Annotated in this window: 11 protein-coding genes; 9 read left to right on the forward strand and 2 right to left on the reverse strand. The window is 74.2% G+C overall.

Annotated features, from left to right (window positions below; all coding sequences use genetic code 11):
• Positions 1 to 17 precede the first annotated feature (17 nt).
• Entirely contained in the window at positions 18 to 2,291 is a 2,274-nt protein-coding gene (locus ND486_RS08575; protein ID WP_251783722.1) for an ATP-binding protein, read from the forward strand.
• Between the two features lie 15 nt (positions 2,292 to 2,306).
• Here ND486_RS08575 and ND486_RS08580 read toward each other — a convergent pair whose 3' ends face one another.
• Positions 2,307 to 2,996 carry a response regulator transcription factor gene (locus ND486_RS08580; RefSeq protein ID WP_062398497.1) on the reverse strand — a complete coding sequence of 230 codons (690 nt, stop codon included), beginning with the start codon at positions 2,994 to 2,996 and terminating at the stop codon, positions 2,307 to 2,309.
• 102 nt (positions 2,997 to 3,098) lie between these two features.
• On the opposite strand from ND486_RS08580, the gene ND486_RS08585 reads away from it, so the two are divergent.
• The 8 genes from ND486_RS08585 to ND486_RS08620 all read left to right on the forward strand — a co-directional run bounded on the left by ND486_RS08585 (position 3,099) and on the right by ND486_RS08620 (position 12,465).
• Positions 3,099 to 4,697 carry a carboxyl transferase domain-containing protein gene (locus ND486_RS08585; RefSeq protein WP_226367877.1) on the forward strand — a complete coding sequence of 533 codons (1,599 nt, stop codon included), beginning with the start codon at positions 3,099 to 3,101 and terminating at the stop codon, positions 4,695 to 4,697.
• An 8-nt stretch (positions 4,698 to 4,705) separates the two neighbouring features.
• Positions 4,706 to 6,790 (forward strand): biotin carboxylase N-terminal domain-containing protein, encoded by a 2,085-nt coding sequence (locus ND486_RS08590; RefSeq protein WP_251783557.1) that lies wholly within the window; start codon positions 4,706 to 4,708, stop codon positions 6,788 to 6,790.
• Entirely contained in the window at positions 6,787 to 7,947 is a 1,161-nt protein-coding gene (locus tag ND486_RS08595; RefSeq protein WP_208821621.1) for an acyl-CoA dehydrogenase family protein, read from the forward strand. Before ND486_RS08590 ends, ND486_RS08595 begins: the two co-directional genes overlap by 4 nt.
• Before the next feature lie 92 nt (positions 7,948 to 8,039).
• On the forward strand, positions 8,040 to 9,059 hold the full coding sequence (locus ND486_RS08600; protein WP_251783559.1) for an NADP-dependent oxidoreductase: 1,020 nt from the start codon (positions 8,040 to 8,042) through the stop codon (positions 9,057 to 9,059).
• Between the two features lie 22 nt (positions 9,060 to 9,081).
• Positions 9,082 to 10,545: a fused MFS/spermidine synthase gene (locus ND486_RS08605; protein WP_251783561.1), complete on the forward strand. Its 1,464-nt coding sequence runs from the start codon at positions 9,082 to 9,084 to the stop codon at positions 10,543 to 10,545.
• A gap of 265 nt (positions 10,546 to 10,810) precedes the next feature.
• Positions 10,811 to 11,251 carry a hypothetical protein gene (locus tag ND486_RS08610; RefSeq protein WP_020627019.1) on the forward strand — a complete coding sequence of 147 codons (441 nt, stop codon included), beginning with the start codon at positions 10,811 to 10,813 and terminating at the stop codon, positions 11,249 to 11,251.
• A 63-nt stretch (positions 11,252 to 11,314) separates the two neighbouring features.
• On the forward strand, positions 11,315 to 11,914 hold the full coding sequence (locus ND486_RS08615; RefSeq protein WP_251783569.1) for a superoxide dismutase: 600 nt from the start codon (positions 11,315 to 11,317) through the stop codon (positions 11,912 to 11,914).
• Positions 11,911 to 12,465, forward strand: a complete 555-nt coding sequence (locus ND486_RS08620) for a flavin reductase family protein (RefSeq protein WP_251783571.1) — start codon at positions 11,911 to 11,913, stop codon at positions 12,463 to 12,465. Before ND486_RS08615 ends, ND486_RS08620 begins: the two co-directional genes overlap by 4 nt.
• Here the strand turns inward: ND486_RS08620 and ND486_RS08625 are convergent.
• Positions 12,407 to 12,583, reverse strand: coding sequence for a hypothetical protein (locus tag ND486_RS08625; protein ID WP_168172146.1), 177 nt, complete (start codon positions 12,581 to 12,583; stop codon positions 12,407 to 12,409). The two genes, ND486_RS08620 and ND486_RS08625, sit on opposite strands and share 59 nt — an antisense overlap.
• Positions 12,584 to 12,642: the final 59 nt, after the last annotated feature.

Below are 12,642 nucleotides of genomic sequence, written 5' to 3' on the forward strand. Positions count from 1 at the left end.
ATACCCTCGTGGGCGTGATGAGGACCCTGCGCCGGATGCGCGAGCGTCTCGGCGTGCGCGCCGCGTCCGCCCTCGCGGCGGCGACGGCGGTCGCGATGGTGCTCGTCGTCGCCGGTGTGTCGCTGGTGCTGGTCCTGGAGAGCCAGCTGAAGCGCAACACCGAGGAGGCGCTCCTGGCCAACGCCCAGCAGGTGGCCGAGCGCATCCAGGCCAACTTCGCCGACTACCGCCCCGGCGACCCGGCCAAGGAGAACGCGGTGGTGACCACAGCCCGCCGCACCGACCTGGTGCAGGTCGTCACGGCCTGGAGCGACCGGACCGGAGCGCCGGACGACCGGGTCGGGTCGAACGGCGAGGGCCGCAACATCGAGGTGTTCGCCTCGTCCGAGCCGCTGGACGGGCAGCCGAAGCTGGTGGACTGGGTCCTCGCCCCGCACGAGACGCGCTCCCAGATGGACGTGCCGGTCACCTTCCACGACGCGGGCGGCCCGGAGCCGGAGCCCGGCCCGCTCGAGACCGAGAACATGATGGTCGTCGGGCTCGGCGTGCGGGCCTTCGACCGGCCGATCACGATCTACTCCGCCCAGCCGACGGACCAGATGCACAGCGCCGTCGACCTCGTCACCTGGCTCGTCGCGGGCGGGGTCCCGCTGCTGGTGCTGGTCGCGGGCGGCTTCACCTACCTGTTCGCCGGCCGCGCGCTGCGCCCGGTGGAGGACATGCGGTCCCGGGTCGCCGGGATGGGGGACAAGGACCTCTCCCAGCGCGTCGACGAGCCGGTCGCCCGCGACGAGGTCGGCCGTCTCGCTCGCACCATGAACCAGATGCTCGGGCGGATCGAGTCCTCCCAGGCGACCCAGCGCCGCTTCGTCGCCGACGCCAGCCACGAGCTGCGCAGCCCGCTCGCGACCGTGTCGACCGGTCTGGAGCTGCTCGGCGCGGGCATGCCGGAGGCGTCCGCGGACCGGGCCACCGTCGACGTCCTGCGCGGGGAGGCCTCCCGGCTGACCGGGCTGGTCGAGAACCTGCTGTTCCTCGCCCGTGCCGACGAGCGCGGCATCGCGCCGCGCCGCGAGGAGGTCGACCTCGACGAGATCGCCGACGCCGAGCGGGAGCGGCCGTCGGCCGAGACCGCCGTCGCGGTCCGGGTGACCAGTGAGCCCGTCCGGGTGGTCGGCGACCGCGGCCAGCTCGTCCGGGTGCTGCGCAACCTGGTCGACAACGCCAAGCGGCACGCGTCGTCGACGGTCGCGGTGTCGGTCCGGGCCGAGGGCGACCTCGCGGTGATCGAGGTCGACGACGACGGCAACGGTGTCCCCGAGGCCGACCGCGCCCGGGTCTTCGAGCGCTTCGTGCGGCTCGACGAGGCCCGTTCCCGCGGCGACGGCGGCTCCGGGCTCGGCCTGGCGATCGTCGCCGAGCTGGTCGCGGCGCACGGCGGGACCGTGGAGGCGGCCTCGTCGCCCGCGCTGGGCGGGGCCCGGTTCCGGGTCACCGTGCCCGCCGTGACGGCGCCGCTGCCCGAGGAGGAGGGCTCCGGACCGGTGGACGCCGACCACGCCGGGGCCGGGCTCGACGGCGAGCCGGCCGCGGAGCTGTGCGACGACCGGCCCTCCGGCCCGATCCCGCGGGTGACCACGCGGTCGCCGTGGGCACGGGCCGAGGAGCCCGCCGACTTCGGCCCGGACGCATGGCTGGGGCAGGGCGGCGCCGACCACGGGACACCGCAGAACGGCACGGCGCAGAACGGCACGGCGCAGAACGGCACGGCGCAGAACGGCACGGCGTCGGGCGGCACCGCTCCGGTCCGCCCGGTCATGGGCTCCGCGGTCCCTCCCGAGGCCCCGGCCCGCCCGGTGCCCGCGGGCCCCGTGGGGGCGGGCGCGTCGGCGCGCGGGACCGCCGCTCCGGATGGCATGATGCGCACGCCCGGTGACCCGGCCGTCACCCACGGCGCGGGCACGGACGGTCGGACCCCGGACAGCGGTCCGGTGACGACCCCGCCCGACCCGGAGGACGACGTGTCCGCACCACCCGCCCACAGTCGCCTCGACCCGCCGACCGGCCCGCTGCCGATCCGGCCGAACACCGTCGGCAGCCCGTTCGACGAGAACGCCACCCGGCCGTTGCCGGTCGTCACGCCGCGTGGGCAGCGGGGACGTGGCGGCACCGCCGTCGCCAGCCGGGAGACGTCCCGCGACACCCGGGACACCGGGCGCGAGCCCGTCCGGGCCGAGCGGGAGCCGGTCGGGGCGCCGTCGCCGCGGCGGCCGTTCGACCGTCGTCGCTGAGCGGGTCCCCGCAGGTCAGCGGGGCGGCGCGGGCGCGGGCTCGGACATCCGGTAGCCGACGCCGCGCAGCGTCTCGATGCTGTGCGTCCCGAACGGCGCGTCGATCTTGCGGCGCAGGTAGCCGACGTAGACCTCGACGACGTTGACCTCGCCGTCGTAGTGGGCGTCCCAGACCGAGCGCAGGATGTCGGTCTTGGTCACGACCTGCCCGGTGTTCTGCATCAGGTGCTCGAGCACGCCGAACTCGCGCGGGGTCAGCGGGATCTCGGTCTCGCCGCGGTGCACCCGGTGCGTGCCCGGGTCGAGGCTGAGGTCCCCGACCCGCAGCACGGTCGGTGCGGCCTCCCCGGCCCGGCGCAGCAGCGCACGCAGCCGCGCCTGCAGCACGACGAACGAGAACGGCTTGGTCAGGTAGTCGTCCGCGCCGAGGTCGAAGGCGTCGGCCTCGTCGTACTCGCCGTCCTTGGCGGTCAGCATGAGCACCGGCGTCCACACGCCGCGGTCGCGCAGGTGCTGCAGGATCCGGTAGCCCGACAGGCCCGGCAGCATGATGTCGAGGATGACCACGTCGTGCCGGCCGGTCAGCGCGAGCTGCAGCCCGGTGGGTCCGTCGTGTGCGATCTCCACCTCGTGCCCCTCCCCGGCGAGGCCGCGGCGGACCAGCTCGGCGAGCGGCTTCTCGTCCTCGACCAGTAGCAGGCGCACGCACCCCAGCGTAGTCCGCGGGATGCCCGCTCTGGACGCCACGTGTTAACAACCGCTAACCTGTTAACGGTCATTAACAGACAGCGTTACCCGGGAGGTCCGATGACGGCACCGCAGGCCCCACCCGCGCCGGCCCCGGAGGCCCCGCGGCTCGGCACGGCGGTGGATCCGGCCGACCCGCGCGCCGCGGAGAACGACGCCGCGCACCGCGCCCTGGTCGCCGACCTGCGCGACCGGCTGGAGCGGACCCGGCTCGGCGGGCCGGAGCGTTCGCGGGCCCGGCACGTCGAGCGCGGGAAGCTGCTGCCGCGCGACCGGGTGGATGCGCTGGTGGACCCGTCGTCGCCGTTCCTGGAGCTGTCCCCGCTGGCCGCGAACGGCATGTACGACGACCAGGCCCCCGGCGCCGGGATGATCACCGGGGTCGGGCGGGTCGCCGGCCGGGAGGTCGTGGTCGTGGCCAACGACGCGACCGTCAAGGGCGGCACCTACTACCCGATGACGGTCAAGAAGCACCTGCGCGCGCAGGAGGTGGCGCTGCACAACCGGCTGCCGTGCGTGTACCTGGTGGACTCCGGGGGTGCGTACCTGCCCGAGCAGGACGACGTGTTCCCCGACCGCGAGCACTTCGGCCGGATCTTCTACAACCAGGCGCAGATGTCCGGGCAGGGCATCCCGCAGATCGCCGCCGTCCTCGGCTCCTGCACCGCGGGTGGCGCCTACGTCCCCGCGATGAGCGACGAGGCCGTCATCGTCCGCAACCAGGGCACGATCTTCCTGGGCGGCCCGCCGCTGGTGAAGGCCGCGACCGGCGAGGTCGTCACCGCCGAGGAACTGGGCGGCGGGGACCTGCACGCGAAGGTCTCCGGCGTCACCGACCACCTCGCCGTCGACGACGCGGACGCGCTCGCCCGGGTCCGCGCGATCGTCGCGACGCTCGGCCCGCGTGCCCCGCGGCCGTGGGAGGTGCGCCCCACCGAGGAGCCCGCCGTCGACCCCGCCGGGCTCTACGCCGCGGTGCCCACCGACACCCGCACCCCCTACGACGTGCGTGAGGTCATCGCCCGCGTCGTCGACGGCTCGCGGTTCGCCGAGTTCAAGTCCGAGTACGGCACCACCCTGGTCACCGGGTTCGCCCGGATCCACGGCCACCCGGTCGGGATCGTCGCCAACAACGGGATCCTGTTCTCCGAGTCCGCGACCAAGGGCGCGCACTTCGTCGAGCTGTGCGACCAGCGCGGCATCCCGCTGGTGTTCCTGCAGAACATCTCCGGGTTCATGGTCGGCCGCGAGTACGAGGCGGGCGGCATCGCCCGCAACGGCGCGAAGATGGTCACCGCCGTCGCCTCCACCCGGGTACCGAAGCTGACCGTCGTCATCGGCGGCTCCTTCGGCGCCGGCAACTACGCCATGTGCGGGCGGGCGTACTCGCCCCGGTTCCTGTTCATGTGGCCCAATGCCCGCATCTCGGTCATGGGCGGCGAGCAGGCGGCCACCGTGCTCGGCACCGTCGGCAACGCCGACCCGGACGCGATCCGCGCCCAGTACGAGGAGCAGGGACACCCCCTCTACTCCACCGCCCGGCTGTGGGACGACGGCGTCATCGACCCCGCCGACACCCGCACCGTCCTCGGGCTGTCCCTGTCCGTCGCCGCCAACGCGCCCCTGGCCGACCCGGCCTTCGGCGTCTTCCGGATGTGAGGGCCCCCATGGGATCGGCACTGTTCGACACCGTCCTGGTCGCGAACCGCGGCGAGATCGCGGTCCGCGTCATCCGCACCCTGCGCTCGCTGGGCGTCCGGTCGGTCGCCGTGTACTCCGACGCCGACGCCGCGGCCCCGCACGTCCGCGCCGCCGACGAGGCCGTCCGGATCGGCCCGGCGGCCGCCGGCGAGTCCTACCTGTCGGTGGAGAACGTGATCGCCGCCGCCCGGGCGACCGGTGCGCAGGCGATCCACCCCGGCTACGGCTTCCTGTCCGAGAACACCGCGTTCGCCGCCGCCTGCGAACAGGCGGGGATCGCCTTCGTCGGGCCGCCGTCGTCGGCGATCGAGGCGATGGGCGACAAGATCCGCGCCAAGCAGACCGTCGCCAAGGCCGGGGTCCCGGTCGTGCCCGGCTCCGACGGCTCCGGCCTCACCGACGACGACCTGGCCTCCGTCGTCGCCGACATCGGCTACCCGGTGCTGCTCAAGCCGTCCGCGGGCGGCGGGGGCAAGGGCATGCGCGAGGTGCACTCCCCGGAGCAGCTGGCCGACGCGATCGCCGGTGCGCGCCGCGAGGCCCGCGGCTCCTTCGGCGACGACACCCTGCTCGTCGAGCGGCTGGTCACCACGCCGCGGCACATCGAGATCCAGGTGATGGCCGACGCGCACGGCGCCGTCGTGCACCTCGGCGAGCGCGAGTGCTCGTTGCAGCGCCGCCACCAGAAGATCATCGAGGAGGCGCCGTCGGCTCTGCTCACCCCCGCGCAGCGCGACGAGATGGGCCGTGCCGCCTGCGAGGCCGCCCGCAGCGTCGGTTACACCGGCGCCGGGACCGTCGAGTTCATCGTGAGCTCGGACCGTCCCGACGAGTTCTTCTTCCTCGAGATGAACACCCGCCTGCAGGTCGAGCACCCGGTCACCGAGGAGGTCACCGGCCTGGACCTGGTCGAGCTGCAGCTGCGCGTCGCCGCGGGGGAGCCGCTGCCGCTCACCCAGGACGACGTGGTGCTCACCGGGCACGCGATGGAGGCCCGCGTGTACGCCGAGGCCACCGCGGTGTCCGGCGACGCGCTCACCTTCCTCCCCTCCGGCGGGCCGGTGCTGGACTGGACGCCGCCGCCCGGAGTGCGGGTCGACGCCGGGATCGAGACCGGCACCGTCGTCGGGTCCGACTACGACCCGATGCTGGCCAAGGTCATCGCCCACGGCGCGACCCGCGACGAGGCGCTGCGCCGGCTCGACGCCGCGCTGCGCGACACGGTGCTGCTCGGGCTCGACTCCAACATCGGGTTCCTCCGGGCCCTGCTCGCCGACGACGACGTCCGCGCCGGTGATCTCGACACCGGGCTGATCGCCCGGCGCGGTGCCGCGCTCGTCGACGACGCGGTGCCCGCCGACGTCCTCGGTGCGGTCGCGGGTCTCGGGCTGCTGCGCCGGGAGCCGGCCGGGCCCGTGGTGGACCCCTTCGACGTCCCCGGTGGCTGGCGGGTCGGCGAGCCCGCCTGGGCGGTGAGCCGCCTGGTCACCGGTGGCGCCGACGGCGCCGTGGAGGTTCGGGCCCGCGGCCGGGCGGCCGGGTTCGACCTGGCGCTGCCCGCCGCCGGTGGAGCGGCGGACGGGGACGCGGGGGACACCGCCGTCCCGGCGTCGGCGACACCCGCCGCGGCCGTCGTCCGGTGCCGCACCGCCGCCGTCGCGCCGGGGGTCGTGGAGCACACCCAGGACGGCCGCACCCGCCGGTTCGCCGTCGCCGAGGGTGCCGACGGGGTCGTCTGGATCGGCCGTGACGGGCAGGCCTGGGGCGTGCGCGAGCAGGCGCCGACGGAGGCCGCCGCGGCCGCCGGCGGTGCGGGCGGGCCGGTCGTCTCGCCGATGCCGGGGACGGTGACGGTCGTCGAGGTCGCCGACGGGGACGCCGTCGTCGCAGGTCAGAAGCTGGTCGTCGTCGAGGCCATGAAGATGGAACACGTGCTCACCGCCCCCGTCGACGGGACGGTGCGCGAGCTGAGGGCCCGGGCCGGAGCCACCGTCGCGAAGGACGCGGTGCTGCTCGTGGTCGAGCCCGCCACGCAGGAGGAGCAGGCATGACCACCGCCCAGGACGTCACCACCGCCGAGGAGTACGAGGCGCTGCGCGCCTCGGTCGAGGAGTTCGCGCGCAAGGAGGTCGCGCCCGTCATCGGCGACCTCTACATCCGCGAGGAGTTCCCCTACGACATCACCGCCAAGATGGGCGAGATGGGGTTGTTCGGCCTGCCCGTCCCCGAGTCCTACGGCGGCATGGGCGGCGACTACCACGCCCTCTGCCTGGCCCTGGAGGAGCTCGCCCGGGTCGACTCCTCGGTCGCGATCACCGTGGAGGCCGGCGTCGGGCTGGGTGCCATGCCGATCCTGCGCTTCGGCACCGACGAGCAGAAGGCGCGCTGGCTGCCCGACCTGGCCGCGGGCCGCACGCTCGGCGCGTTCGGCCTCACCGAGCCCGGCGGTGGCTCCGACGCCGGCGCCACCCGCACCACCGCCCGGCTCGACGGCGACGAGTGGGTGATCAACGGGTCGAAGTGCTTCATCACCAACTCCGGCACCGACATCACCTCGGTCGTCACCGTCACCGCCGTGACGGGCGAGAAGCCCGACGGTCGCAAGGAGATCTCGGCGATCCTCGTCCCGGCGGGCACGCCCGGGTTCACGGTGAGCGAGAAGTACTCCAAGGTCGGCTGGAACTGCTCCGACACCCGCGAGCTCTTCTTCGACGACGTCCGCGTCCCCGAGGCGAACCTGCTCGGCGAGCGCGGCCGCGGCTACGCCCAGTTCCTGTCCATCCTGGACGAGGGCCGGGTCGCGATCGCGGCGCTGGCGACCGGGCTGGCCCAGGGCTGCGTCGACGAGTCCGTCCGCTACGCCGGTGAGCGTGAGGCGTTCGGGAACACCATCGGCAGCTACCAGGCGATCCAGTTCAAGATCGCCGACATGGAGGCCCGCGCGCACACCGCGCGGCTGGCCTGGCAGCACGCCGCGCGGCTGCTCGTCGCGGGGGAGCCGTTCAAGAAGGAGGCGGCGATCGCCAAGCTCGTCTCGTCGAACGCCGCGATGGACAACGCGCGCGACGCCACCCAGATCTTCGGCGGCTACGGCTTCATGAACGAGTACCCGGTCGGGCGGTTCTACCGCGACGCCAAGATCCTCGAGGTCGGCGAGGGCACCTCCGAGGTGCAGAAGATGCTGATCGCGCGGCACCTGGGCCTGTAGCGACGATCCGTTCGGTCCCCGAACGACATTCCCGTCACGCGCGTGACGACCGTGATGCGGTGCCGCGCGCGTGACGGGGGTAGACCGGTGTCATGAGCAACGAGGTCAACCACCAGGTACGGCTCGCCGCACGCCCGCAGGGCACCCCCGGCCCGGAGGTGTGGGAGCACACCACCGAGCCGGTGCCCGAGCCCGGCGAGGGCCGCATCGTCGTCCGGGTCAGCCACATCTCGCTGGACCCGGCGATGCGCGGCTGGATGAACGAGGGGCGTTCGTACGCGCCCCCGGTCGGGATCGGCGAGGTGATGCGCGCGCTCGGCCTCGGTGAGGTCGTCGCCTCCAGGAACACGGACTTCGCCGTCGGCGACACCGTCACCGGTGTGCTCGGCGTGCAGGAGTACGTGGAGAGCGACGGCCGCGGCCTGCAGAAGGTCTCCCCGACCGCGGACGTGCCGCCGGAGCGCTACCTCGCGCTGCTCGGCATGACCGGCATGACCGCCTACTTCGGGCTGTTCGACGTCGGTGCGCTGAAGGAGGGCGACACGGTCGTCGTCTCCGGTGCGGCCGGGGCCGTCGGGTCGGTGGTCGGGCAGCTCGCGAAGGTCAGGGGCGCCCGGGTCGTCGGCATCGCGGGCGGCCCCGAGAAGTGCGCGTGGATCACCGGCGAGCTCGGGTTCGACGCCGCGATCGACTACCGGTCCGAGAACGTGTCGCAGCGCCTGAAGGAGCTCGCCCCCGAGGGCGTGGACGTGTACTTCGACAACGTCGGCGGGGACATCCTCGACGCCGTGCTCGGCAGGCTCGCGATGCACGCCCGCGTCGTCATCTGCGGTGCGATCAGCCAGTACAACGCCGAGGGCGGCATGACCGGCCCGAAGAACTACATGAACCTGCTGGTCAACCGGGCCCGCATGGAGGGTTTCCTGGTCGGCGACTACCTCCCCCGCTGGGGCGAGGCGGGCACGGAGCTCGCCGGCTGGCTCGCCGAGGGCCGCCTGCGCAGCCGTGAGGACGTCGTCGACGGCACCGTCGCGGACTTCCCGGAGGTCTTCCTCAAGCTCTTCCGCGGCGAGAACACCGGCAAGCTCGTGCTCCGGCTGAACCGGGCCTGACCCCGGAGGGCACCATGGCGGGGTGCGCCTCGCCATGGCCCGGACCGCCGTCGTCGTCTCGGGGGCGGCGATCCTCGTCGTCGAGACCCTCGCGACCCGGCTCGTCGCGCCCTACGTCGGACTGACGCTCGAGTCGACCACCGCCGTGATCGGGGTGGCCCTCGCCGGGATCGCGGCGGGCGCCTCGCTGGGTGGGCGGTGGGCCGACGAGCGCGACCCGGTGGCGGTCGCCGCGCTGATGATGGTCGTCGGCGGGCTGGGCACGCTGGCCGTGCGGCCGGTGGTCCGGCTGCTCGGGCCGCTGCTCGGGGCCGGGCCGTACGCCGCCGTGGTGCTCGTCGCCGCGTCCACCCTGGTCTCGGTGACGGCGCTCGCCGCGGTCACCCCGGCCGTCACCAAGGCCCGGCTGACCGGGCTGGACCGCTCCGGCGAGGTCGTCGGCGGGCTGTCCGCGGCAGGCACCCTCGGGTCGCTCGCCGGGACCTTCCTCACCGGGTTCGTGCTGGTCGCGCTGCTGCCGGTGAGCGCGATCCTGCTGGTCACCGCGGCCGCCTGCCTCGTGCTCGGGCTCGTCCTGGCGCCCCGGCGCCGGCGCTCGGACATCGCGAAGGGTGGTGCCGCGGCACTGCTGCTGGCCGTCGCGCTCGTCGCGCTGCCGGGGCGTTGCGACGCCGACACCACCTACTACTGCGCCGCCGTCCGGACCGACCCCGCGGACCCGGCCGGTCGTTATCTGGTGCTCGACGACCTGCGCCACTCCTACGTCCGCCTCGGCGACCCCGCGCACCTGGAGTTCGCCTACACCACGCGGTTCGCCGCGGCCGTCGACACCGCGTTCGGGCAGGGGCGCCCGGTCGACGCGGTGCACGTCGGTGGCGGCGCGCTGACCATGCCGCGCTGGCTCGCCGCGACCCGCCCCGGCAGCACCTCGACCGTGCTGGAGCTGGACCAGGGCGTGATCGACCTCGGCGTCCGCTCCCTGGACGCGGGCGGGATCCCCGGCACCACCGTGCGCACCGGCGACGCCCGGGTGAACCTCGCCGCGCTGCCCGACGACTCCGCCGACCTGGTCGTCGGCGACGCCTTCGGTGCCCGCTCGGTACCCTGGCACCTGTCCACCGCGGAGTTCCTCGACGAGGTGGCGCGGGTGCTGCGCCCGGGCGGGCTCTACGTCCTCAACGTGATCGACCGGTACCCGCTCGACCTGGTGAAGGCCGCCACCGCGACCGTCGAGTCCCGGTTCGCGACGACGATGCTCCTCGCCCTCCCCGACGAGTTCGCCCCCGGCGGGGGCGGGAACGTCGTGGTCGTCGCCTCGGACCGGCCGCTCGACCCGGCCGCCCTCGGTGCCGCCGTCGCCCGTTCCGAGCCGGCCGGCACGGTCCTCGACCCGGCCCGCACCGCCGCGTTCACCGCGGGGACCCCGGTCCTGACCGACGACCGCGCCCCGGTGGACCAGCTGATCACCACCGGTCTGACGGGGTAGGGCGCCGCCCCCTCCGCGCCCCGTCCTGACCCGTCCCGCCCGGCGGCCCGCTGCGCCGAGATGCAGCTCAGCGGGAATTGTGGATCTCCGGCGCCCGCTGAGCTGCATCTCGGCGACTCCGGTCCGGGCGCGGACGGCCCGGGACGTTGCCTCGCGGGAGGCGGGCGCACCGGGAGGCGAGGCCCGGCCGCGCGGGGTCCGGACCACGCTAGGGTCGGTGACGGGGTCCGGTGGGCCCCGTCGGACGATCGAGGGGGAGACGGGCGTGGCGACCTGGGAGGACCTGAAGGCCTACGTCGTGGTCCGGTACGAGATCGTCCGCCAGGGTGCGGACGAGCTGCGGTTCCGGCTGCCGACGACCGAGGACCGGGACCAGCTCGTCGTCGTGAAGCGGGTGCGGGAGGGTGCGGGCCGCCCCGGCGTCGAGGTCACCGACGCGGCGGCCGCGGTCGCCGACCCGGACCAGGAGTGGGTGCAGATCGAGTCCCCGGTCGCGCGGCTCGGCGAGGTCGACCTCGGCCGCGCCCTGGAGCTCGCGGGGCCGTCGGTGGTCGGTGGGCTGGCCGCGGAGGAGGGCGTCGTGGTGTTCCGGCACTCGATCCCGCTCGGGCCGGCCGCGCTGGACGGGTTCGAGTTCCCGTTCCGCCAGGTCGTCCACCTCGCCGACGAGCTGGAGCACGCGCTCACCGGGCGCGACGACCACTGAGGTCGGCCGTGCGGCCGCCGTCACACTTGACCTGAAGTCCGGTTCAGCTATCAGGCTGCGGGCATGGCCGAGTACACGCTTCCGGATCTGCCCTACGACTACTCCGCGCTCGCCCCGCACATCGCGCCCGAGATCATGGAGCTGCACCACTCCCAGCACCACAACACCTACGTCCAGGGCCTCAACACCACCCTCGACAAGCTCGCCGACGCCCGCGACCGCGACGACTTCGGCGCGATCGTCGGCCTGGAGAAGACCCTCGCCTTCAACCTCGGCGGCCACGTCAACCACTCCGCCTTCTGGAACAACCTCTCCCCCGACGGCGGCGACAAGCCCACCGGCGACCTGGCCGCCGCGATCGAGAAGGACTTCGGGTCCTTCGACGCGTTCCGGGCCCACTTCACCGCCGCCGCCACCACCATCCAGGGCTCCGGCTGGGCCGTCCTCGGCCACGACCGGCTCGGCGACCGCCTGCTCATCCACCAGCTCTACGACCAGCAGTCCCAGCTCCCCGCCGGCCAGACCCCCATCGTCATGCTCGACATGTGGGAGCACGCCTTCTACCTGCAGTACAAGAACGTCAAGCCCGACTACGTCAAGGCCTGGTGGAACGTCGTCAACTGGGCCGACGCCGCCGAGCGGTTCGCCCGGGCGCGGGCGTGACGGTCGCCGATCCGGCCGGGGGCCTGCGGACGGCGTTCCGCGGGCACCCCGCCGGGGTCGCCGTGCTCACCGCGACCGGGCCCGACGGGCCGGTCGGGATGACGGCGTCGTCGGTCGCCTCGGTCGGGGTGGACCCGCCCGCGGTGTCGTTCTCGACCGCCCGTGACTCGCGGCTGGCCGGTGCGCTCGCCGGGGGCGGGACGGTCGTCGTGCACCTGCTCGACGACACCGACACCGGTCTCGCAACGGCGTTCGCGGTCCCGGGCGCGGAACGGTTCGGAGCCGGTGTCCGGTGGATGGCCCTGCCGACCGGGGAGCCGTGGCTGGTCGACGTGGGCACCGCGCTGCGCTGCCGGGTCCTGTCGGTCACCGAGGTCGGCGCGTCGCTGCTGATCGCGGCCGAGGTCGTCGAGCTGCTCGGGCTGCGCCGTCGCGGCCGACCCCTGGTGTGGGTCGGACGGGCCTACCGCGGCGTCCCCGTCGAGGACGCGGTCACAGCGGCTGCGGATGCACGTCCAGCGCCTGGTCGATCACCGTACGCAGACGGTTGAGCAGCTCGTCGGCCTCGCTCCAGGTGACCGCGCCGGTCGCGACGCCGTGGCGCAACTCCTCGGCGATGGTGCGGGCGAATCCGGTGGACCAGGTGTGACGGGGGTCGATGCTCCGCATGGACGAATATTGCCCTACGCGACCTGCGGTGTTCACCCCGGGTGCTCGTTTCGTTCACA

The organism is Pseudonocardia sp. DR1-2 (assembly GCF_023717215.1).
Taxonomy (GTDB): Bacteria; Actinomycetota; Actinomycetes; order Mycobacteriales; family Pseudonocardiaceae; genus Pseudonocardia; species Pseudonocardia alni.

Excerpts from the sequence above, each read along its gene's own strand:
- ND486_RS08595 (WP_208821621.1), top strand. The coding sequence starts at position 6,787 with ATGACCACCGCCCAGGACGTCACCACCGCCGAGGAGTACGAGGCGCTG.
- ND486_RS08575 (WP_251783722.1), top strand. The coding sequence starts at position 18 with ATGAGGACCCTGCGCCGGATGCGCGAGCGTCTCGGCGTGCGCGCCGCG.
- ND486_RS08585 (WP_226367877.1), top strand. The coding sequence starts at position 3,099 with ATGACGGCACCGCAGGCCCCACCCGCGCCGGCCCCGGAGGCCCCGCGG.
- ND486_RS08615 (WP_251783569.1), top strand. The coding sequence starts at position 11,315 with ATGGCCGAGTACACGCTTCCGGATCTGCCCTACGACTACTCCGCGCTC.
- ND486_RS08600 (WP_251783559.1), top strand. The coding sequence starts at position 8,040 with ATGAGCAACGAGGTCAACCACCAGGTACGGCTCGCCGCACGCCCGCAG.
- ND486_RS08590 (WP_251783557.1), top strand. The coding sequence starts at position 4,706 with ATGGGATCGGCACTGTTCGACACCGTCCTGGTCGCGAACCGCGGCGAG.
- ND486_RS08625 (WP_168172146.1), bottom strand. The coding sequence starts at position 12,583 with ATGCGGAGCATCGACCCCCGTCACACCTGGTCCACCGGATTCGCCCGC.